The organism is Candidatus Annandia pinicola, assembly GCF_020541245.1.
Lineage (GTDB): Bacteria > Pseudomonadota > Gammaproteobacteria > Enterobacterales > Enterobacteriaceae_A > Annandia > Annandia pinicola.
On the sequence record NZ_CP045876.1, the window covers coordinates 202,206 to 225,074 of the forward strand.

Consider the following 22,869-nt stretch of genomic DNA (forward strand, 5'->3'; position numbering starts at 1 on the left):
TTATATGATTTACATTCATAACTCAAATAATATAAATGTATTAAAAGAAAATTTATATTTAATTTTAAAAAATAATTGTTTAAATAATAATGTTATTTTATTTTCATTTCCACATATTAATTTTTTAAGATTAATAAAAAAATTTATATTAAAAAAAAATAATTTTTATAGTAATATGTATTTTATGTTGCATAATGATTTATTTAGTTTAATGTTAAATTATTTTTTATTAAAAAAAAAAAAAAAAAAAAAATGTAAAAATTTATTTTATAATAAAATAAATAAAATTTTATCAATTAATAAAAATTATAAAATAATAAAAAAAATAATAAAAAAAAAATTTAAAAAAAAAATTAAAATATCTATATTAAAATTTTCAATTATTATTTGTAATATTTTTTTTAAATATTTATTGTATAAGTCGATTTTAATAGATAATAATAAAAATAATAAATATATATTAAATTTTTCAGAAGAAAATAAAATATGGAAAATTTATTTATGGAAAAATATATTAAATTTTAAAAATAATTTATATTATATTTTAAAAATTTTATTAAAAAAAAATAATTTAATATATTATATTAAAAATAATATTTTACCAAAAAAAATTATTATTTTTAATACTAATAATTTATCAATTTATCATTTAAACATAATTAATAATATAAAAAAATATTTTGAAATACATATTTTTTTTTTAAATCCGTGTTATTTATATTGGGGCAATATATTAAAAAATTATAAAAATTATTCATTAGGTAACATTATATCATTAAATTTTAAAAACTACAAATATGGTAATTATTTATTAGATTTATGGGGTAAATTAAAAAGAAAACAATTAAATTGTTTAATTTCAATAGAATCCATAGAAAATAATTTTTTTTTAAGTAAAAATAAAAATAATATATTAAATAAAATACAAAAAAATATTTTAGAATTAAATAATAAAAATTTTTTTAAATGTAATTATAAAAATAATTTTAAAAAAATATTAAAATTAAAAGATGATTCTATAAAAATTAATATTTGTGATAGTAAACAAAAAGAAATAGAAGTTTTATATGATTATTTATATAAAATATTTAAAAATAATAAATCATTAGAATATCATGATATTATAATTTTAAGTAAAGATATAAATTTATATTATCATTATATAAAATCTACATTTAATAAATTTAATAAAGATAAATTTAATTTACCTTTTAGTATAATCGGTCATAAATTCAGTAATATAATGAATTTATTAAATATAATTGATAAATTAATAAAAATTTTAAATAATAATTATTATTTTGAAGATATAATTTATTTATTAAATATTAATGAAATATCTGAACGTTTTAAAATAAACAATAAATATATGATTTTTTTTAAAAATATTATTTTAAAATTAAAAAATAAATATAAAAATATTATAATAAATAAAATTGATTTTTTTTATTCAATAAAAAAAATAATTTTATCTAAAAATAAAATAGAATATGTATTTTTGATAATAATTAAAAAAAAAAATAAAATTATTTTTTATGAAAAAATTAATAATAATATTTTAGATAATTGTTATTTTTTTTTTATTAAAAATATAATTAAATTTATAAACTGTTTAAATAAATGGAATAAAATTTTTTTAAAAAAATATAAATATAAAAAAACGTTTATTAATTTTATAAAACAATTTTTTTTAACTAAAAAAAATAATATAAAAAATTCTTTAAAATATATTAAAAAAAAATACGAAAAATTTTTTAATGAAATATTATTATTTAACGATAATAAAATATCAATAAAAATAATTCAAAAAAAAATAAAAAAAAATATTAAAAAAAAAATATTATTGAAACAAAAAATAATATTTGGAAGTATTAATTTTTGTAATATTGAAAATATGATATCTATACCATTTAAGATAGTATGTTTAATAGGCTTAGATAATAGTTTTTATAAAAAAAATAATAAATTTAAATTAAGTTTAGAAAAATATAATAAAAAAATAAAAATTTTAGATAAATACAATTATAATAAATATATATTTTTAGAAATATTAATTTCTGCAAATTATAAATTATATATAAGTTATACATTAGATTTTTTAAAAAATAATAAAATGATAGATAAACCTATAGTTATAAAAAATTTATTTGATTATATTACTAATATATATTGTAATTCAAATGATTCAGTTTTAAAAATAAAAAAAATAAGAAAAATTTTATTAAAAAAATTTTTTAATTTTTATAAAACAATAGATGTTACATATAATAAAAAATATATAAAATATAAATATAATAATAATTTTATTAAAAAAAAAATAGAATTTGAAAATTATAATAATTACATTGATATAAAAAAATTTAAAAAAAAAACTAATTATATAAAAAATAATATATTTTTAGAAGAATTTAAAAATTTTTGGTATCACCCCATAAAAAGTTTTTTTAAAATAAGATTAAATGTAAATTTCAGTTTAATTAATAAAAATATAGATATTTATAATGAAAAAAAAAATTCTAATTATAAAATTAAAAATAAAATTTATTATAAAATAATGTATTATTATTTAAATAAAAAAAAAAATAACTTTTTAAAAAAACAACAATTGTTAGGATTAATACCATTTGGGGTTTTAGGTAAAATTATGTACAAAAACTATGAATTTAAAATTAAAAATTTATTTAGAAAAATAAAATTATTTCCTAAAATAAAAAAAAAATATATTAATATTTTTTTTAAAAAAAAAAATTTTATTATTAAAGGATATTTAAATAATATAACTGATAATGGTTTAAGAAAATGGAAAAATAATTATTTAAATTTTTCAGATGGATTAATTTTTTGGATAGAACATTTAATATATTGTTTAATTGGTGGTAATAAAAATAGTTGTATTTTAGGATTAGGTAATAGTAATTGGACTTTTACTCCAATTTCACCTAATTTAGCAAAAAAATATTTATTATATTATATAGGGGGTTATTTAAAAGGAATGAAATCTCCTTTATTATTATTACCTAAATCTGGAGGAGAATGGTTAAAAATAGTATATAATAATTATTATAACAAAAATATATTAAATGAAGAAATATTATTAAAAGCCAAACAAAAAATGATTTATACTTTTAAAGGTTATGGTAAGCATAAAGGTGAACAACATGATCCATATATAAATAGGATTATAGATCATTTAGATAAAAATTGTATTAATAATATTTGTAAAAATTCTATTAAATGGATTCTACCATTTTTATGTAATCATATTAAAAATAAAAAAAATAAATAATATAAAAAAAATAATATAATGATAAAAAGAAAATTTTTAAATCCTATAAATGTTTCTTTTAAAAAAAGTTTTTTAATTGAATCATCAGCAGGAACAGGAAAAACTTTTACTATAATTTTGTTTTTTTTAAGGCTTATATTAGGATTATATCATAAAAATAAACCCTTAGAAATAGAAAAAATATTAATTGTTACTTTTACAGAATTTGCAAAACAAGATATAAAAAAAAGAATTAAAAAAATGATTTATGAATTAAGAATTTCTTGTATTTCAAAAAATATAAATCACCCTACTTTAGGTATTTTAATAAAAAATATTGTTAATTTTAAAAAATCTATAAAAATATTATATTTAGCAGAATTAAAAATAGATAAAGCGTCAATATATACAATACATGGTTTTTGTTATTATATATTAAAAAAAAATATGATAATATCAAATAAAAGTTTAGAAAAAGATATTATTAAAAAAAAATATAATTTTTTAAAAAAAATAACTGAAAACTTTTGGTTTAATCATATTAATAACATTCCAATTAATCTTGCTAAAATTATAATAAAAAAATGGAAATCTCCTGAAAAATTAACTATATTATTATTAAATAAATTACAATTAATAAAATTATATAAAAGTAATGATAATTCATATAAAAAATTAAATTTTACTAAAATTTATTACAAAATTTTAAACATAATTAATATTTTTAAAAATAATTGGATAAATAAATCTAAAAATATATTTTTAGATTTTAAATTTAATAAAAAAAAAATAAATAAAATTAATTTATGGTCTAAAAAAAAAACTAAAGATATAAATTATCCAAAAGAACTAATATATTTAAAAAATAGTTATAGAGCTTTAACTAAAAATAATATAAGTAATAATTTTTTTAAAGATATTGATATTTTTATAAATTATATTTTTTTATCTAAAAAAAAAATTTTTTTTAATATTATTAAATATATATATTATATATTTAATAAAAATAAAAAAATTTTAGATTTTGATGATATAATTAATAAAACTTATTTTAATATAAAAAAAAATAATAATTTTTATAAAAGAATTTATAAAAAATATCCAATTGCAATAATTGATGAGTTTCATGATACTGATTATAAACAATATAAAATATTTGATTATATATATTTAAAAAAAAATAAAGGTTCTTTAATATTGATAGGTGATCCTAAACAATCCATATATTCTTTTCGTGGAGTTAATATAGATAATTATTTTAGTATACGTAATAAAATTAAAAATAATTATTATATGAATACTAACTGGAGATCATCATATCATATGATTAAAAGTATTAATTTCATATTTTCTATATTAAAAAAACCATTTTTATCAAAAAAAATAACATTTACATTAATTAAAACATGTAATAATAATAAAAAAAAAATACTAATACAAAATAAAAAAATATATTCAGGTTTAAAAATATGGTTATATTCAAAAGAAAATATTAAAATTGATAATTATGAAAAAATAATGGCAAATCAATGTGCATTAAATATTTATAATATATTATATAATAAAAAATATAAAACCTTTTTGTTAAAAAATAATAAAAAACTAAAGAAAATAAAAAAATCAGATATAACTATTATAGTTAAAAATTATCATGAATCTTATGTTATTCAAAATTTTTTAGATCAATATAATATTTCTTATAATAATTATGTTAGTAATAATAACAGTATATTTAATAATTCAGAATCTAGAGAATTATTATATATCTTACAGGCTGTTATTAATCCTAATAAAAAAGAATTTTTATTAAATGCATTATCTACAAAAATTTTAAATAAAAATTTTTATGAAATACATCTAATTAATAAAAATGATAATATATTTTTAAAATTATATTATGAATTTAATAATTATCTTTTAATATGGAACGATTATGGTATAATATCATTTATAAATTTATTAATAAAAAAATATAAAATATATAATAATATTATTAAATTACATGATGGTTATAATAGGTTTAATAACTTTTTAAAATTAATAAAAATATTAAATAAAAAATTTATTTATTTAAAAAATAAAAATAAACTATTATTTTGGTTATACAATAAAATTGAATCATCATCAAAAAATTTAATTTATGATAAATTAAAATATATAAAAGAAGAAAATAATGTTAAAATAATTACAGTACATAAATCTAAAGGACTACAATATCCATTTGTATGGTTACCATTTATATCTAATTTTTATAATTTAAAAAAAGAAAATTATGAAAATGATAAAAAAAAAAAAAACATAATAAAAAAAAAAATATTATCAGAAGATTTAAGAATTTTATATGTATCTTTAACTAGATCTATATGGCATTGTAGTATAGGTATTGCACCTATTATAAAAAAAAAAAACAAAAACAATAAAAGTGATTTTCATAAAAGTGCAATAGGATATTTGTTACAAAAAGGTAAATCTATGGATTCATTTGAACTTAAAAATGCATTATTTAATTTAATTAATAATATAAAATATATAGATATAATAAAAATTTTATAAATTTAAATAATATTTAATTTAATATTATGTTAATTAAATAAATATATGATAAAATTAGTTAATGAATAATTGACTTTAATCAAATATTATTATATAATTATATATAATTATTATAATAGCGGGGTGGAGCAGTGTGGTAGCTCGTCGGGCTCATAACCCGAAGGTCATTGGTTCAAATCCAATCCCCGCAAAATTAATATTTGTTATTAACATTAATATTTAAAATAAAATTAATTTATTTTGTAATTAAAAAAAATTATATAAACATTGTTATATTATCAAAAATATTATTTTATAAAATATATTAAAATTGTATACTAAATAAAAAAAATATTTATTAGGATTAATTATGTCTAAAATCAAAAAAGTTATTGGTAGAGAAATTATTGATTCTAGAGGAAAACCTACCGTAGAAGCAGAAATACATTTGTATGATGGTTCTATAGGTATAGCATCTTCACCATCAGGAGCTTCTACTGGTTCTAGAGAAGCATTAGAATTAAGAGATAATGATTTAAAAAGATTTTTAGGTCAAGGTGTATTAAAAGCAGTTAATTATATTAATACTATAATTAATGAATCTATAAAAAATAAAGATTCAAAAGATCAAAAATTAATAGATAATATTTTAATAAATTTAGATAATACAAATAATAAATCTAAATTAGGGGCTAATTCAATTTTAGCAGTTTCTTTAGCAAATGCTAAAGCTGCAGCAAAATCTAAAAAAATTGAACTTTATGAACATATAGCAGAATTAAATAATAATGATAAAAACTTATCTATACCATTACCAATGATAAATATAATAAATGGTGGAATACATGCAGATAATAATATTGATATTCAAGAGTTTATGATTCAACCAATAAATATTAAAAGTATTAAAGAAGCTATTAAAATGGGATCAGAAGTATTTCATAATCTTGCTATTATATTAAAAAAAAAAAATATGAGTACTAATGTTGGTGATGAAGGTGGATATGCTCCTAACTTAAAATCTAATAAAGATGTATTAAAATGTATAAAGATTTCTATAGAAAAATCTGGTTATATAATTGGTAAAGATATTGTACTTGCTATAGATTGTGCTGCTTCTGAATTTTTTAATAACAAAACTAAAAAGTATGAATTAAAAGGAGAAAAAAAATCTTTCAATTCTAAAGAATTTACAAATTATCTAGAAAAATTATCTAAAAAATATCATATATCTTCTATAGAAGACGGTCAAGATGAAAATGATTGGAAAGGTTTTAAATATCAAACAAAAAAAATGGGTAAACATATACAGTTAGTTGGTGATGATCTTTTTGTGACTAATAGTAAAATATTACGTAAAGGTATTAAAGAAAAAATAGCCAATTCAATATTAATAAAATTAAATCAAATAGGTTCTTTAACTGAAACTTTAAATACTATTAACTTAGCAAAAAATTCAGGATATAAAATTATTATATCTCATCGTTCTGGAGAAACAGAAGACACTACTATTGCAGATTTAGCAGTAGGAGTTTCTGCTAATCAAATTAAAAGCGGTTCTATGAGTCGTTCTGAAAGAATAGCTAAATATAATAGATTAATTCGAATAGAGGAGTTGCTTAACAAGCAATTAAAAAAACAATGAAAAAACTAAACAATTATATTAAATATTTTTTATTTTATTTTTTTTCTTACTTATTAGTTTATAATTTACCTTCATATTTATTTAAGAGCATTAAATTTATTTTTAATTATTTTTCTTAATTTATTATTTAATAAAATTATTATAAATTTTAATATAAAACTAAAAAACATATTTTTTTTAAAAAAAAAATAGGAAAAAATTTTGAAAGAATCAAAAAAAAATAAATCTTTACAAATAACTATAGATCAAATTGAAAAAGAATTTGGAAAAGGTTCTATTATGCGTTTAGGGGAAAATTATTCTATGAATATAGAGACAATATCTACTGGATCTTTATCATTAGATATTGCTCTAGGTATTGGAGGTTTGCCTATTGGAAGAATTGTTGAAATTTTTGGACCAGAGTCATCTGGTAAAACTACATTAACTTTACAAATTATTGCTTCTGCTCAAAAAGAAAATAAAATTTGTGCTTTTATCGATGCAGAACATGCTTTAGATCCTTTATATGCTAAAAAATTAGGAGTTGATATTGATAATCTATTATGTTCACAACCAGATAATGGTGAACAGGCATTAGAAATTTGTAATAAATTATCTAAATCTGGTAATATAGGTGTAATTATTATAGATTCTGTTGCTGCACTAACACCCAAAATAGAAATAGAAGGTAATATAGGAGATTCACATGTAGGTTTAACAGCAAGAATGATGGGTCAAGCTATGAGAAAACTATCAGTTAATTTAAAAAAATCTAATACATTATTAATTTTAATAAATCAAATTAGAATAAAAATTGGTATTACTTTTGGTAATCCAGAAATTACAACTGGCGGTAATGCACTAAAGTTTTATGCTTCTATTAGATTAGATATTAGAAAAATAGGTGTTATAAAAGAAAATGATAATATAATAGGAAATGAAACTAGAGTTAAAGTTGTAAAAAACAAAGTTTCATCTCCTTTTAAACAAGCTGAGTTTCAAATAATATATGGTAAAGGTATTAATACATATGATGAAATATTAAGATTAGGAGTTCAAAATAATATTATAATAAGATCAGGAACATGGTATAGTTATAATAAAAATAAAATTGGTCAAGGTAAAAAGAGTGTTTATAGATACTTAAAAAAAAATCCCAATATAACAAATAATTTAAAAAATAAAATTAAAAAACTATTATTGATAAGTGATTTTAAAAAAAAATAAAAAAAATAAAATTTATTAATATTATTTTTTTTACATTATATAATTTATATAAAAATACTAGAATTAAAATTGGAAAATTAATGCAAAAAGCTATACATGAAGTTAGAAAAATGTTTATAAATTTTTTTATTAATAAAAATCATAAATTTGTTAAAAGTAGTTCTTTAATACCATATAATGATTCTACATTATTATTTACTAATGCAGGTATGAATCAATTTAAAAATATTTTTTTAGGTAATTTTAAAGATATTAATTTTAATAAGGTAGTAACATCACAAAGATGTCTTAGAGTTGGTGGTAAACATAATGATTTAAATAATATAGGGTTTAATAAATATCATAATACATTTTTTGAAATGTTGGGAAATTTTAGTTTTGGAGATTATTTTAAAAAACAAGCTATAATTTATGCATGGGAATTATTAACAGGTAATAATTTTTTTAATTTAAATCCTGATAAATTTATAATTACTGTATATTATAAAGATATTGAATCTTATAAAATTTGGTTAAAAGATGTTGGAATTTCTAATAATAATATTTTAAAAATTTATAATGATAAAAAAAAAATAAATATTTCTTCTAATTTTTGGCAAATGGATAGTACAGGTCCATGTGGGCCTTGTACTGAAATATTTTATAATTTTAATAATGATAAAATAAAATATCATTTGTTAACAAATGATAAATATTTAAATAATAATTATGTTGAAATATGGAATATTGTTTTTATGCAATTTAATAAATTGATCGATGGTAGTTTACTAAAATTAAATAAACCTTCGGTTGATACAGGTATGGGTTTAGAACGTATTACATCTATTTTACAAAATGTTAAATCTAGTTATAATATAGATATTTTTAATTTAATAATAAATGAAATTAAAAAATTATTTAATAATTTATTATTAAATGATAAATTTTTATATATAATTTCAGATCATATAAGATCATGCATATTTTTAATTTATGATGGTGTTTTACCTTCTAATGAAGGTAGAGGATATGTTTTAAGACGTATAATACGTCGTGGAATGCAACAAGGTTATATAATAAAATATTATAATTCTTTTTTATATAAGTTAGTTAAACCAACTATTAATATTATGAAATTATTATATCCTTATTTAAAAAAAAAAGAAAAATATATAACAGAAGTTATTAAAAAAGAAGAAAATAATTTTATAAAAACATTAGGTAATGGGTTAAAAATTTTAAATGAAAAATTAAAAAAAGTTAATAATAATATATTAGATGGTAAAACTGTTTTTAATTTATATGATACTTTTGGCTTTCCTTTAGATTTAACTTCAGAAATATGTAATAATTATAAAATATCAATTGATTATAATGAATATAAAAAAGAAATGTTAAAACAAAAAAAAAGATCTAAAAATGACAAATTTAAAATAAAAAATAATATTAATTATAAAATTCCTAATAGTTTATTTAATGGATATAATATAAATAGATGTATATCTAAAATTAAATATATTATAATAAATAATATTTCAAAAAAAAAAGCTTATTTTGGAGAAAAATGTGTAATTTTTTTAGATAAGACACCATTTTATGCAGAATCAGGTGGACAAATAGGAGATATAGGATATATAAAAAATAAAAATTTTTTTTTTGAAGTACAAGATACACAAAAATATAAAAAATCTATAGGACATATTGGTATAATAAAATTTGGTAAAATTATTATAAATGATAATTGTATAACTAATATTGATATAAAAAGAAGAAACGATATTTGTATTAATCATTCATCTACTCATTTATTATATAAATCTTTAAAAAAAAATCTAAATAAAAATATTACTCAAGAAGGGTCTTTAATAAAAAATAATTATTTTAATTTTGATTTTAAATATAAAAAAAAAATATCAGATGAAGATATAATTAATATAGAAAAATTATTTAATTATTATATTAAAAAAAATTTTTTTATTATTAATAGTTATAAAAAAATTGATATTATAAAAAACAAAAAAATATTTATTAATAATTATAAATATGATAAAAATATAAGACTAGTAAATATAGGTAATATTTCTAAAGAATTATGTTGTGGAACACATATAAAAAACACAAAAGAAATTTGTATGTTTATAATAATGTCTAAAAATAAAAAATCTAAAAATATATATCGTATAAAAGCTATTACTGGAAAATATGCTTTAAAATATATGATTGAAAAAAAGAATGAAATAAAAAAAATATCAGAAAAACTAAAAATTAATATTAATGAAGTAAATAAAAAAATAGATTTTATAATAAAAAATAATAAAAAATATAAAAAAATAATTAAAGAGTTACAAAAAGAAAAAATTAAAAATGAAATAAATTTAATAAAACATAAATCTAAAACTATAAATAACTATAAAATTATAATTAGTAAAATTAATGTTGATTATAAATTTTCTAAAAAAGTAATAGATTATATTAAAAAAATATTAAATTATAAAATTATAGTATTAATTTTTAATAATAAATCTAATTTATTTTTAAAAATATATATTGATGATTTTATTAAAGATAAAATAAATTACGAATTTATAATAAATAATTTTTATAAAAAGTATAAAAAAAATATTTTTAAAGATAATATTTTAATATGTAAGAATGGTATATTTTTAAAAAAAATAAATTTAAAATTAAATAAAATAGAAAATATAATTTTAAAAAAATTATTAGATAAAAAATAGTTATTATTAATTAAAAAATATTTTAAATAACTTATTTTAATTGATAAATTTAAAATATTAATATATAATGTTAACATAAATAAAAAAAATATTTTTTTTTATTTATAGTAATAAATAAAATTTATATTATAAAAAAAAAAACTAAATATTTTAAATAAATAGATGAGATGGCCGAGTGGTTTAAGGCGCTTTCCTGCTAAGAAAGTATATGGAATACCGTATCGAGGGTTCGAATCCCTCTCTCATCACAAAGCATCCGTAGCTCAGTGGATAGAGTACTCGGCTACGAACCGAGCGGTCGAAGGTTCGAATCCTTCCGGATGCATCAAAAAAAATAATATTTATTAATTTTTTTTTTATTAAAAAAAAAGGTATAAAAAAATGTTTGGTAAATTGTCTAAAAGTTTAATTAAAATAGTTAATATTATTAAAAATTATAAAATAATTAATAAAGATCTAATATCTTCAATTTTAGATAAATTAAAAAATATTTTATTAGAATCTGATGTATCTGTTAAAGTTATAGATAAGTTTATTATAAAAATTAAAAAAGATTTTAAACATTATATAAATAATATTAATCAAAATTTAGGAAAAATTTTAATAAATATTATAAAAAAAGAATTAATTAATATTTTAAGCTACAAAAATATTGAAATTAATTTATCTGATAAAAAAATTTCTATAATTTTATTAGTTGGTTTACAAGGGGTAGGAAAAACTATTACTACAATAAAATTAGGAAAATTAATAAAAAAAAAATATAATAAAAAGGTTTTATTAACATCAGTAGATGTTTATAGACCTGCAGGTATAAAACAATTATATAAATTATCTATAATAAATAATATTGATTTTTTTAAATCAAATAAAAAACAAAAACCAATTGATATAATTAAATTAATTTTAAGAAATATAAAAAATAAAGATTATGATGTTTTAATTATAGATACTCCTGGAATATCATATTCTAATGAAAATATTAAAACTGAAATAAAAAAAATTTATGATTTAGTTAAACCTATTGAAACATTATTAGTTTTTGATTCTATGACAGGACAAAATTCAGTTAATATATCTAAAATATTTAAAAAATTTTTAAAAATTACTGGTATATTTTTAACTAAAGTTGACAGTGATACTAAAGGAGGTTCTGCTTTATCAATATGTGATATTATTAAAAAACCAATTAAATTTTTAGGAATTGGAGAACATAGTAATGATATTGAAAAATTTCATCCAGATAGAATAGTTTCTAGAATTTTAGGTATGGGGGATATTGAATCTCTTATAGAAGAAGTTAAAGATAAAATTAAATTAAAAGATACAAATAAAATTTTATATAAAATTAATAAAGGTATTGATTTTAATTTAAATGATTTTTTAGAACAAATAAAACAAATAAATAAAATGGGTGGGATAAATAGTATTTTAGAAAAATTTCCTTTTTTAGATAAAAAATTTAATTTTGATGAAAAAAAATTAATTATTATAGAAAATGTTATTAATTCTATGACTAAAATGGAAAAAGAATATCCTCATATTATTAATATTTCTAGAATAAATCGTATTTCTTTAGGATCAGGTGTTAAAAAAAAAGATGTTAAAAATGTAATAAATCAATTTTATTATATGAAAAATATAATGAAAAAAATTAAAGGTGCTAATATAAAACAAATTATTAAAAATCTAAAAAATATATTACCAGAAAATATAAAAAATTTTTTTTAAAGTTATTATATTTTTTTTAAATAAGGAAATTTTATGGTAGTTATAAGACTAGTTCGTGGTGGAAATAAAAAAATACCTTTTTATAAAATAGTAGTATCAGATAGAAGATTTTCTTGTTATGGTCGTTTTATAGAAAAAATAGGTTTTTTTTATCCGTTAAGTAATGATAATATAGAAAATTTAAATATTAACATATCACGTTTAAAATATTGGATTAAAAATGGAGCAAAAATATCTAAACGTTTATGTTATTTATTAAAAATATATAAAGATAAAATAAAAGTATTATATTATAATTTACCAAGATAAATTTGTTAATAAAAAACTATACTATAATAGGTAAATTAAGAAAATTTTATGGCATTAAAAAATATTTAATTTTATTAACATTTACTGAAATTAAAAAAAAAATTTTTAATTATATACCGTGGTACGTTAGTTTATATAATAAAGTAATATTTTTATATATTAATAATTGGAATTATAAAAATAAAAAATTTTTAGTTAAAATAAATAACATTGATAATATTAAAAATTTATCTTTTTTAATTAATAATAAAATTATTATACATAATATACAATTTAAAAAAACATTTAAAAACGAATTTTATTATTATAATATAATACATTTTAAGGTTTATAATTTAAAATTATTTTATTTGGGAAAAATAATAAATATTTTTGAAAATTATAAAAATTTTATAAATATAATTTTATTAAATAAAAAAAAAAAAATATTATATATTTCATTTATAGATAAAAATATTTTTTATATAAGTTTACAACAAAAAAAAATTATATTAAATATTAATAAATATTTATAGGTATATATGAAAAAAAAATTTTTAATAAAATTTGAAAAATCTAAAATTAATAGATATATACCATATTTTTCTGTTGGATATATTTTAGAAGTTCAAATTAAAATTGAAGAAAATGAAAATATTAGATTACAATCTTTTGAAGGAGTAGTAATTTCAAAAAAAAATAAAGGATTAAACTCTACATTTACTTTAAGAAGAATTTCTTATAATGAAGGTGTAGAAAGAGTTTTTCCAACTTATTCACCTATTATTAGTAAAATTATTATAAAAAAATGTAATTTATTTAAAAAATCAAAATTATATTATTTAAGAAATAGAATTAAAAAAAATTTAAATGTAAAAAAAAAAAATTTATATTAAAAATATAAATATATTTTTTATATATAAATTTATTAAAAAAATATTATAATAAAAAAATAATTTAGTTATATATATTTAATTTTATTTTATTTTTTTTATTTTTAGTTTAATTTTATAATAACAGGTTAAAAATCATGAAAAAAGATAAAATAAATGATATTTATATTTTAAATGAACAAATTTTAATTAATCCTAAAGAATTAAAAAGTAAATTTCCATTAAATAAAACTTTAGAAAATCAAGTTAGAAAATCAAGAAAAATTATTTCTAATATTGTACAAAGAAAAGATAAAAGATTATTATTAATATGTGGTCCATGTTCTGTACATGATATTGAATCAACTTTAGATTATGCTTATAGATTAAAGTCAATTTCAGAATTGTTAATAGATAAATTATATATTGTTATGAGAGTATATTTTGAAAAACCTAGGACTACAGTTGGATGGAAAGGTTTAATAAATGACCCTTATATGGATAATTCTTTAAATATGGGTTCTGGTTTATATATTGCACGTAAATTATTAATAAATTTATTAAAATTAAATATACCTTTAGCAACTGAAGCATTAGATCCTAATAGTCCTCAATATATAGGTGATTTATTTAGTTGGTCTGCAATTGGTGCTCGAACTACAGAGTCACAAACACATAGAGAAATAGCTTCTGGTTTATCAATGCCTGTAGGTTTTAAAAATGGTACTGATGGAAGTTTAGATACTGCAATAAATGCAATATATGCTGCTAAAATGCCACATAGATTTGTTGGAATAAATCAATTAGGACAGGTTTGTATATTACAAACTAAAGGAAATCCTGATGCTCACATAATATTGCGTGGTGGTAGATTACCTAATTACTATAATTATGAAATAATAAAATGTGAAAGACAAATGTTAAAATCAAAAGTAAAACCCTCTTTAATGATAGATTGTAGTCATGGTAATTCAAATAAAAATTTTCTTCTACAACCTGAAGTTGCAAAAAACATTATTAAACAGATTAGATGTAAAAATAAATCTATTATAGGTTTAATGATAGAAAGTAATATTAATTCGGGTCAACAAATATTAAATAAAGATATTAATAATAAATATGGGGTTTCTGTGACAGATTCTTGTATTAATTGGAATATTACTGAAAATTTATTATGTAATCTTTATAAATCTTTAATTAATTAATTATAAAAAAAAGGAAAAAAAATGGATCTTATATTATCTGAAATTTTATTTTTTCGTAATAAAATAGATATTGTAGATGAATCTATTATAAACTTAGTACATAAAAGATTAATCTTAGTATCTAAAGTAGGAAAAATTAAAAGTAAATGTGGAATACCAATATATATTCCTGAAAGAGAATTATCTCTTTTAAATTCACGTAGATTAATAGCTGAAGAATTAAAATTACCGAAAGGATTAATTGAAGATTTAATGAAAAGAATTATGTATGAATCTTATTTAAGAGAATATTCACATGGTTTTAAAAAAGTTAATAAAAATATTAAATCTATAGTTATTATTAATGATAATAATTGTACTGGAATTTTATTTAAAAAAATGCTTAAATTATCAAATTATAAAGTTTATTTTTTTAATTCTAAAGAAATTGATAAAATAAACAATATTAAATTTAAAATAGATATGGTTATTATTAGTGTTTCTAATAAAACTTTAAAAGAAATTATGTTATTTATTATAAACTTACCAAAAAAATGTATTTTAGTTAATTTAAATATAATTTCATATGAACGCTTAAAACTTATTCTTTATATACATAAGGGACCTGTTTTATTATTACAACCTAAATTTAATTCTAATGCTTACCATATTACTAAAGAAACTATATTTTATTATAATGGTCGTAATATGGAAAGTTATAAATGGTTTTTAAATCAAATAAAAATTTGGGGAGTAATATTAAAAAAAATAACTAATATAAAAAATAATAAAGATATAATGTTTATTGATTTTTTAAAGTTTTTTTTTTATTTTATATACGGATTAGATTTAGTTAAAAATAAAAAATTAAGTAGTTCACTAAACTTTTTACCAATACCTTATGATGATTTTAATTTAAAAGATATAAGTTTATTTTTTAAAAATAATCTTGATTTATATATAGATAATATTTTATCTAATAAAGAAAATAAAAAAATATTTATTGAAGATTACTTAGAAAAAATAACTAAAATTATTGATTTAATAAAAAATAATAAAGAATTATTTTTAAAAAAAATTGAAGAAATAAAAGAATATTTTAAATAAAATATCCCATAAATCTTATATAATTAGATTCTTTTTTTATTTCGTCTAACATTTTTTTTAATATAGTAAAATTAAAATTATTTTTAATATTTACATATAATACTTCTTGTGATTTATTATTGTAAAATATTCTATTTTCTAATTTATCTATTTTAATTTTATATTTATTAATTATAAATATAATATTTATAACTCTATATTTTTTACTTTTAAAATTTATCATAAAAATTAAAATTCTAGCATTATCTACTTCATTTTTATTATATGTATTTGATAATAATATAAATTTTGTAATATTATTTTTATTATTAATGTTTTTTTTAACTACTAATAAATCATAAAATTTAGATCCACTTAAACTTCCTATGGCAGCAACAATTGGTGATTTAATTTTAGATATTGTTTTCATAGCTTCAGAAGTACTATTAGTATTTACAATTTTTACTTTTTTAAATTTTTTTATAAATTCATTACATTGTTTAAATGGTTGATAATGACTATATAAAAATTTTATTTTATTAATATTAGTTCTTTTTTTAGATAAAAGACAATGATTTATTTTCATATTAAATTCTTTTAATATATACAATTTAGAATTTATTAATAAATCATATACTTCATATATAGATCCTGAATTAGTATTTTCTATAGGAAGTATTGCAAAACTTTCTTTTTCATTTTCAGTTTTTTTTATAATTTCTTTAAATGTAGAACATAATTTAATTATACTATTTTTATAATAATTTTTAATATAATTTGAGCCAACTATATATGAATAAGATTCTTTTGGACCTAATAAAAAAATTTTTGATATTATTTTTTTTCTATAAGTTCTTATTATCGTATTTTTTGTATCTACTCTTTTATATTTTCTTTTATATCTATTTAAACATAAATTCACAACATTATTTTTTTTAATAAATTTATTCTTTATTTTAATATATAACTTATTTAAAAAATAAAATTTCATTTTTTTATCCTATATAATTTAATTATTTTATTGTAATTTACATTATATTAATAAAATATAATTGTAATTTAAATTAATTAAATTAAATTATTATTAAAAATTTATAACTAATTATATTAATAATATTTATAATTTTAAAATTTTAAAATAATATGAAAAAAAAATATATAAAAATAAAAGTTCCTTTTATAAAATTTAAAAATAGACTAGATTATATATTATCAAAAATATTATTTAAATATTCTAGATCACATATAAAATTTTTAATTAATAATAAAAAAATAAAAATAAATAATAATACTATTACAAAACCTAATACTAATGTTAATAGTTATGATATAATTAAAATTTTTTTTATAATAATTATAAATATTTATTACCTGAAAATATAAAATTAAAAATCTTATATGAAAATAAAGATATTATAATAATAGATAAAAAAAAAAGCTTAATAGTTCATCCTGGGTTTGGTAATAAAAATAAAACAATATTTAATGCTATTTTATACTATTATCCTAATAATGCTTCTTTAGAAAAAGCTGGCATAATACATAGATTAGATAAAGATACTACAGGTTTAATGGTAATTGCTAAAAATATGGTTTCTATGTTTTTTTTAAAAAAAGAAATGAAATTAAAAAGAATAATTAAAAAATATGATGCAATTGTGATAGGAAATATAAAAAAAAATAATATTATTAAAAAACCTATTTCAAGAGATAAAATAATTAAAAATCGTATGTCAATTAATATAAATGGTAAAAAATCTATCACAGAATATAAAATATTGGAAAAATTTAAAAACTATACTTATATAAGAATAAATTTAAAAACTGGACGAACTCATCAAATACGTATACATATGTCTAGTTGTAATTACCCTTTATTAGGTGATAAATTATATAATAATATAAAAAAAAAAAATAAAAAAAAAAATAAAAATAATAAAAAAGAAATAATAAATTTTTATAGACCAGCTTTACATTCTACTATATTAAAATTAAAAAATCCAAATGGAAAAAATTATATTACATTTATATCTAAATTACCAAATGATATGTATAAAATAATTAATTTTTTAAGAAAAAATAATTAAAATAATATATAATTATATTTTTTTTAATATAATGTTGACTATAATAATTAATAATATATAATAAATTATATATTAATATTATTTTATAAAATATTTTATTAAATAAATCTTATAAATAAAAAGTCTCTTTCGTCTAGAGGTCTAGGACATCGCCCTTTCACGGCGGTAACAGGGGTTCAAATCCCCTAAGAGACATTTTAAATTAAAAAAAATATAAAATTATTTAATAATAATTTAAATTAAAAACTAAAATATTTATTATTTTTTTTAAATAGATATAAATCATTTAAAATTAAATTCATAATTATTTAAAATTATAAATTTTTAATTTAATAAATGGAGCTGGCGGGATTCGAACCCGCGTCCGAAATTTATTACACTTAGGTACTACATGTTTAGTTAATCTTTATTTTTTTTTCTTAATTATAACGGAATATAACACGTTAATAAAAAAGATATCCTATAAAATTTAATAATTTATCATTAGGAAATTAATAAACTACGATCTCTTATTATATTATTTATTGATTTTATAAGAGAATAAAAATCAAAAAAAAAATTAAGCTGCTAAAGAATAATTATATTTTTCTTCATTTATTTTTTTTAGGTTTTTTAACGAGGCAAACCTTCCTCGACATGCACCTTAAGTTTTACAAATTTCGTCAAATCCAAAACAGCCCCCTTATAATAATAATTATTTATATTTATTTTTTTTTTTTAAATAATTTAATTTATTAATTTTCCATTGATTTAATTTTAAGCTATTTCTTTTATCATATTTTTTTTTACCTTTTGCTATTCCTATCTTAACTTTACATAAATGATTTTTTATAAAAATAGATACTAAAACAGCAGTATAACCTTTAATAACAATATAATTATATATCTTTTCTATTTCATATTTATTTAATAAAAGTTTAAATTTTTTTTTATTATTAAATTTAATATTACAATAAGATATAGGTTGTATATTTAAACCTTTTAAGAAAACTTCATAATTTTTTATAAAAATATAACTATTATTTAAACTAATATTTTTTGATCTAACAGATTTTATTTCCCAACCTTTAAGAACTATTCCAGCATTAAAATAATATTCTATAAAAAAATTGTAACTAATATTATTATTACATAATATATTATTAATTTTATTTTTATAATTTTTCATATATTATATATTTTAAAATAAAATTTAAATAATAAAAAAATATATTAATTATAAATTTTATATAAATAATAAGATTAATCAATGTATTATATATTTATTAAAATAGTATATGCTTTACCAAAAAAACAATATGTTATTGATATTAAAGTTGAAAATGGAAAAAGTTTAAATTACATTTTAAAAAACTATGATATATTTAAAATAATACCAAAAGTAAAAATAAAAAACAATATAGGAATATATGGAAAAATAATAAATTTAAATTATATATTAAAAAATGGTGATCGTATAGAAATATATAGAAATTTATTACAAGATCCTAGAAAAATATTAAGAGAAAGAGCTAAAAAAATTAAAAAATATAATAATAAATTTTAAATATATATATAAATAAAAAATATTTATTCATAGGAATCAAATGCGTCAAATTGTTTTAGATACTGAAACTACCGGTATTAATAAAAATGGTAAATTATATCAAGGACATAAAATTATTGAAATTGGTGCAGTAGAAATTATTGATCGTAAAATAACAGGTAATAATTTTCATACATATTTAAATCCAGAAAGATCAATAGATTTAGAAGCATTTAAAATACATGGAATATCAAATAAATTTTTAAAAAATAAACCATATTTTAAAGATATTTATAGTTTATTTTTAGAATATATTTTAAATTCAGAATTAATAATTCATAATGCTATTTTTGATATTAAGTTTTTAGAAAATGAATTATATTTATTATTTAATAAAAAAAAAAAAATATCTGATTTATGTAATATTATAGATACTTTAAGTATAGCACGTAAATTATTTCCTGGAAAAAAAAATAACTTAGATGCTCTTTCTAAGCGTTATAAAATTAAAATCAAAAGAAATAAACATGGAGCTTTAAATGATGCTTTAATATTATCTAAAATATATTTACATATGACTAGTGGACAAACATCATTAAATTTTTTTTTTAATAAAAAAAAAAAAGTAAAAAAAAAAAATATAATAAATAATTTAAAAATAATATATGCTAATAAAAAAGAATTAATAGAACATAGAAAATATATGAAATTAATAAAAAAAAAAATTAATAAATAAAAATATTGACTTTATATAAATATATATATAAATTATATAAATATATATTTCATGGTGCGGTAGTTCAGTTGGTTAGAATATCGGCTTGTCACGCCGAGGGTCGCGGGTTCGAGTCCCGTCCGCACCGTAAAGTTTATAGTATAATTTATATTATAATTATAAATTTTAATTATCACTAATAGGAGGTATAAAAGAAATTCCAGTATCCCAAGGTTGTTCTATCCATACATTTTGAGGAACGTCTATTACATAATCATCTACATATTTTTTTCCTTTGGGTTTAGCAAATATTGTTACAAATTTAGATTTGGGGTATAAAGATCTAACAAGTTTAGCTGTTTGTCCAGTACTAACTAAATCATCTACTAATATAAAATTGTCACCTTTAACTTCAGATTTTTTTATTATTTTCATTTTACTAATATGATTATTAATTTTATCATTAGAAATACAAATAGTATCTATATATAATATATTCAACTCTCTAGCAATCATTGAAGATAAAATTAAACCACCACGATTAATAGCTAAAACCCCTTTCCATTGAGATGATGGTAATAATCTATAAGATAATTGACGAGTATGAATTTGTATCATATACCAAGTTATAACGTACTTATCTTTCATAATATTTCTCTGTAATTTTTATATTAAAATAATTTTATTATAAATAATTATTAATAAAAATTTTAATATTATATTATAATATTTAAAAAAAAATTATAAAAATTTTATCTACTACGAAAAATTATACGTCCTTTATCTATATCATATAAATTAATTTCTACAGTAACTTTATCTCCAGTTAAAATACGTATATAATTTTTTCTTATTTTTCCAGAAATATGAGCTAATATTACATTACCATTTTCAAGTTTTACTTTAAACATAGTATTAGGTAAAGTTTCTATTACAACTCCTTGCATTTCTATATTTTTTTTAGACATATTTTATAAATAAAAAAATAATATTTTTATTTCCTTTTCATATTATTTATATACCTAATTGCATCTATAGCAGACATACATCCACTTCCAGCAGCTGTAATTGCTTGACAATAATTATTGTCTACAACATCCCCAGATGCAAAAACTCCTGGTATACTAGTTTGTGTATTATAAATATTATTTTTTTTAATATTAATATAACCATTATCGTTTAATTTTAATTGTTTTTTAAATAAACTAGTATTAGGTATACTACCTATAGAAACAAAAATACCTGATAAATTTATTTTTTTTATATTATCAATATTGTTATTATTAACAATATTTATACTCTTAATTTTTTTATCATCACCTATAATATCTTTTAATAAATAATTTGTATGTAAAATTACTTTTCCACTAAAAATTTTATTTTTTAATTGATTTAAAATTATTTTTTCTGCTTTAAATATATTATTTCTATGTATAAGATGAATTTTTTTTACTATATTAGATAAATATAATGTTTCTTCTATAGCTTTATTACCACCACCTATAACTGCTACTATTTTATTACGATAAAAATATCCATCACAAGATGCACATGTAGATAAACCTTTTCCTTTAAATTTATTTTCTGATTTTATCCCTAAATATTTAGCAGACGATCCTGTGGCTATTATTAATACATCTGTAAAATACTCGTTATAATCACCTATTAATTTAAAAGGATAATTTTTTAAATCAACTTTATATATATGATCATATATAATATTTGTATTAAATTTTTTTGCATGTATATGCATACGATTCATTAAATCAGTTCCTTTAATATTATTGTAATCACCTGGCCAATTTTCAATATTTTCAGTTTGAGTTAATTGTCCTCCTTTTTCTAAACCAGTAATAAGTATTGGATATAAATTAGCTCTTGATGCATATATAGATGCTGTATAACCAGCAGGTCCAGATCCTAAAATAATTAATTTAGTTTTTATCATTTTTTTTAAGTTTTAAATTAATCATTATATAATTATTATATAAAATAAAAATATTATTTTGATTAAAA

The 22,869-nt window shown here is 16.1% G+C and carries 20 protein-coding genes, 5 tRNA genes and 1 other RNA gene; 20 read left to right on the plus strand and 6 right to left on the minus strand.

Translation table 11 applies throughout. The annotated features are described in order from the left end of the window. The first annotated feature begins 4 nt into the window (after window positions 1–4). From GFK87_RS01015 to tyrA, 14 genes are all read left to right on the plus strand, one after another. Window positions 5–3,286, plus strand: coding sequence for an exodeoxyribonuclease V subunit gamma (locus GFK87_RS01015; RefSeq protein WP_226798850.1), 3,282 nt, complete (start codon window positions 5–7; stop codon window positions 3,284–3,286). 18 nt (window positions 3,287–3,304) lie between these two features. Beyond that, complete coding sequence (locus tag GFK87_RS01020) at window positions 3,305–5,818, plus strand: UvrD-helicase domain-containing protein (RefSeq protein WP_226798852.1); 2,514 nt, start codon at window positions 3,305–3,307, stop codon at window positions 5,816–5,818. A gap of 117 nt (window positions 5,819–5,935) precedes the next feature. Then, window positions 5,936–6,009: transfer RNA gene (locus tag GFK87_RS01025), tRNA-Met, on the plus strand. A gap of 158 nt (window positions 6,010–6,167) precedes the next feature. Then, window positions 6,168–7,442, plus strand: a complete 1,275-nt coding sequence (eno, locus tag GFK87_RS01030; RefSeq protein WP_226798854.1) for a phosphopyruvate hydratase — start codon at window positions 6,168–6,170, stop codon at window positions 7,440–7,442. A gap of 198 nt (window positions 7,443–7,640) precedes the next feature. Further along, the gene (recA, locus tag GFK87_RS01035; protein WP_226799343.1) at window positions 7,641–8,651 is read left to right on the plus strand and encodes a recombinase RecA; all 1,011 of its coding nucleotides are present in this window, start codon (window positions 7,641–7,643) and stop codon (window positions 8,649–8,651) included. A gap of 80 nt (window positions 8,652–8,731) precedes the next feature. Then, window positions 8,732–11,365: an alanine--tRNA ligase gene (gene alaS / locus GFK87_RS01040; protein WP_226798856.1), complete on the plus strand. Its 2,634-nt coding sequence runs from the start codon at window positions 8,732–8,734 to the stop codon at window positions 11,363–11,365. Window positions 11,366–11,526: 161 nt separating this feature from the next. After that, a tRNA-Ser gene (locus GFK87_RS01045) sits at window positions 11,527–11,613 on the plus strand. Between the two features lie 4 nt (window positions 11,614–11,617). Next, a tRNA-Arg gene (locus GFK87_RS01050) sits at window positions 11,618–11,690 on the plus strand. 56 nt (window positions 11,691–11,746) lie between these two features. Continuing rightward, a complete protein-coding gene (locus GFK87_RS01055; RefSeq protein WP_226798858.1) occupies window positions 11,747–13,096 on the plus strand; it encodes a signal recognition particle receptor subunit alpha in 1,350 nt (449 codons plus the stop codon). Window positions 13,097–13,129: 33 nt separating this feature from the next. After that, the gene (gene rpsP, locus GFK87_RS01060) at window positions 13,130–13,405 is read left to right on the plus strand and encodes a 30S ribosomal protein S16 (RefSeq protein WP_226798860.1); all 276 of its coding nucleotides are present in this window, start codon (window positions 13,130–13,132) and stop codon (window positions 13,403–13,405) included. 2 nt (window positions 13,406–13,407) lie between these two features. Beyond that, complete coding sequence (gene rimM / locus GFK87_RS01065) at window positions 13,408–13,920, plus strand: ribosome maturation factor RimM (RefSeq protein ID WP_226798862.1); 513 nt, start codon at window positions 13,408–13,410, stop codon at window positions 13,918–13,920. A 6-nt stretch (window positions 13,921–13,926) separates the two neighbouring features. Beyond that, window positions 13,927–14,280, plus strand: a complete 354-nt coding sequence (gene rplS, locus GFK87_RS01070) for a 50S ribosomal protein L19 (protein ID WP_226798864.1) — start codon at window positions 13,927–13,929, stop codon at window positions 14,278–14,280. 134 nt (window positions 14,281–14,414) lie between these two features. Then, a complete protein-coding gene (locus GFK87_RS01075) occupies window positions 14,415–15,461 on the plus strand; it encodes a 3-deoxy-7-phosphoheptulonate synthase (protein ID WP_226798866.1) in 1,047 nt (348 codons plus the stop codon). 21 nt (window positions 15,462–15,482) lie between these two features. Then, window positions 15,483–16,547, plus strand: a complete 1,065-nt coding sequence (tyrA, locus tag GFK87_RS01080; protein ID WP_226798868.1) for a bifunctional chorismate mutase/prephenate dehydrogenase — start codon at window positions 15,483–15,485, stop codon at window positions 16,545–16,547. Here the strand turns inward: tyrA and GFK87_RS01085 are convergent. Next, a complete protein-coding gene (locus GFK87_RS01085; RefSeq protein ID WP_226798870.1) occupies window positions 16,540–17,517 on the minus strand; it encodes a prephenate dehydratase domain-containing protein in 978 nt (325 codons plus the stop codon). The genes tyrA and GFK87_RS01085 overlap by 8 nt on opposite strands. Window positions 17,518–17,669: 152 nt before the next feature. On the opposite strand from GFK87_RS01085, the gene GFK87_RS01090 reads away from it, so the two are divergent. The 3 genes from GFK87_RS01090 to GFK87_RS01100 all read left to right on the plus strand — a co-directional run bounded on the left by GFK87_RS01090 (window position 17,670) and on the right by GFK87_RS01100 (window position 18,808). Beyond that, window positions 17,670–17,909, plus strand: coding sequence for a S4 domain-containing protein (locus tag GFK87_RS01090; protein ID WP_226798872.1), 240 nt, complete (start codon window positions 17,670–17,672; stop codon window positions 17,907–17,909). Window positions 17,910–17,947: 38 nt separating this feature from the next. Then, window positions 17,948–18,613, plus strand: a complete 666-nt coding sequence (locus GFK87_RS01095) for an RluA family pseudouridine synthase (protein ID WP_239022513.1) — start codon at window positions 17,948–17,950, stop codon at window positions 18,611–18,613. A gap of 122 nt (window positions 18,614–18,735) precedes the next feature. After that, window positions 18,736–18,808, plus strand: a tRNA-Glu gene (locus GFK87_RS01100). A gap of 139 nt (window positions 18,809–18,947) precedes the next feature. Here GFK87_RS01100 and ssrA read toward each other — a convergent pair. Both ssrA and smpB read right to left on the minus strand, forming a co-directional pair. Then, window positions 18,948–19,294: a transfer-messenger RNA gene (ssrA, locus tag GFK87_RS01105) on the minus strand. Window positions 19,295–19,307: 13 nt separating this feature from the next. After that, entirely contained in the window at window positions 19,308–19,781 is a 474-nt protein-coding gene (gene smpB, locus GFK87_RS01110) for an SsrA-binding protein SmpB (RefSeq protein WP_226798874.1), read from the minus strand. Window positions 19,782–19,862: 81 nt separating this feature from the next. Here smpB and GFK87_RS01115 point away from each other — a divergent pair, with 81 nt between their 5' ends. The 3 genes from GFK87_RS01115 (at window position 19,863) to GFK87_RS01125 (ending at window position 21,001) form a co-directional block, all read left to right on the plus strand. Continuing rightward, complete coding sequence (locus GFK87_RS01115; protein WP_226798876.1) at window positions 19,863–20,159, plus strand: RnfH family protein; 297 nt, start codon at window positions 19,863–19,865, stop codon at window positions 20,157–20,159. Between the two features lie 40 nt (window positions 20,160–20,199). Continuing rightward, entirely contained in the window at window positions 20,200–20,874 is a 675-nt protein-coding gene (dnaQ, locus tag GFK87_RS01120) for a DNA polymerase III subunit epsilon (RefSeq protein ID WP_226798878.1), read from the plus strand. 53 nt (window positions 20,875–20,927) lie between these two features. Continuing rightward, window positions 20,928–21,001 (plus strand) — tRNA-Asp (locus tag GFK87_RS01125). A 38-nt stretch (window positions 21,002–21,039) separates the two neighbouring features. Here the strand turns inward: GFK87_RS01125 and gpt are convergent. The 3 genes from gpt to trxB form a co-directional block, all read right to left on the minus strand. Further along, on the minus strand, window positions 21,040–21,501 hold the full coding sequence (gpt, locus tag GFK87_RS01130; RefSeq protein ID WP_226798880.1) for a xanthine phosphoribosyltransferase: 462 nt from the start codon (window positions 21,499–21,501) through the stop codon (window positions 21,040–21,042). Between the two features lie 104 nt (window positions 21,502–21,605). After that, entirely contained in the window at window positions 21,606–21,821 is a 216-nt protein-coding gene (infA, locus tag GFK87_RS01135) for a translation initiation factor IF-1 (protein ID WP_226798882.1), read from the minus strand. 26 nt (window positions 21,822–21,847) lie between these two features. Beyond that, window positions 21,848–22,801, minus strand: a complete 954-nt coding sequence (gene trxB / locus GFK87_RS01140) for a thioredoxin-disulfide reductase (protein WP_226798884.1) — start codon at window positions 22,799–22,801, stop codon at window positions 21,848–21,850. Between the last annotated feature and the right edge of the window lie 68 nt (window positions 22,802–22,869).

Excerpts from the sequence above, each read along its gene's own strand:
- GFK87_RS01075 (WP_226798866.1), top strand. The coding sequence starts at position 14,415 with ATGAAAAAAGATAAAATAAATGATATTTATATTTTAAATGAACAAATT.
- rpsP (WP_226798860.1), top strand. The coding sequence starts at position 13,130 with ATGGTAGTTATAAGACTAGTTCGTGGTGGAAATAAAAAAATACCTTTT.
- GFK87_RS01115 (WP_226798876.1), top strand. The coding sequence starts at position 19,863 with ATGTATTATATATTTATTAAAATAGTATATGCTTTACCAAAAAAACAA.
- alaS (WP_226798856.1), top strand. The coding sequence starts at position 8,732 with ATGCAAAAAGCTATACATGAAGTTAGAAAAATGTTTATAAATTTTTTT.
- dnaQ (WP_226798878.1), top strand. The coding sequence starts at position 20,200 with ATGCGTCAAATTGTTTTAGATACTGAAACTACCGGTATTAATAAAAAT.
- GFK87_RS01090 (WP_226798872.1), top strand. The coding sequence starts at position 17,670 with ATGAAAAAAAAATATATAAAAATAAAAGTTCCTTTTATAAAATTTAAA.
- gpt (WP_226798880.1), bottom strand. The coding sequence starts at position 21,501 with ATGAAAGATAAGTACGTTATAACTTGGTATATGATACAAATTCATACT.
- infA (WP_226798882.1), bottom strand. The coding sequence starts at position 21,821 with ATGTCTAAAAAAAATATAGAAATGCAAGGAGTTGTAATAGAAACTTTA.
- trxB (WP_226798884.1), bottom strand. The coding sequence starts at position 22,801 with ATGATAAAAACTAAATTAATTATTTTAGGATCTGGACCTGCTGGTTAT.
- GFK87_RS01085 (WP_226798870.1), bottom strand. The coding sequence starts at position 17,517 with ATGAAATTTTATTTTTTAAATAAGTTATATATTAAAATAAAGAATAAA.
- rplS (WP_226798864.1), top strand. The coding sequence starts at position 13,927 with ATGAAAAAAAAATTTTTAATAAAATTTGAAAAATCTAAAATTAATAGA.
- eno (WP_226798854.1), top strand. The coding sequence starts at position 6,168 with ATGTCTAAAATCAAAAAAGTTATTGGTAGAGAAATTATTGATTCTAGA.
- tyrA (WP_226798868.1), top strand. The coding sequence starts at position 15,483 with ATGGATCTTATATTATCTGAAATTTTATTTTTTCGTAATAAAATAGAT.
- GFK87_RS01055 (WP_226798858.1), top strand. The coding sequence starts at position 11,747 with ATGTTTGGTAAATTGTCTAAAAGTTTAATTAAAATAGTTAATATTATT.
- smpB (WP_226798874.1), bottom strand. The coding sequence starts at position 19,781 with ATGAAAAATTATAAAAATAAAATTAATAATATATTATGTAATAATAAT.
- GFK87_RS01015 (WP_226798850.1), top strand. The coding sequence starts at position 5 with ATGATTTACATTCATAACTCAAATAATATAAATGTATTAAAAGAAAAT.
- GFK87_RS01020 (WP_226798852.1), top strand. The coding sequence starts at position 3,305 with ATGATAAAAAGAAAATTTTTAAATCCTATAAATGTTTCTTTTAAAAAA.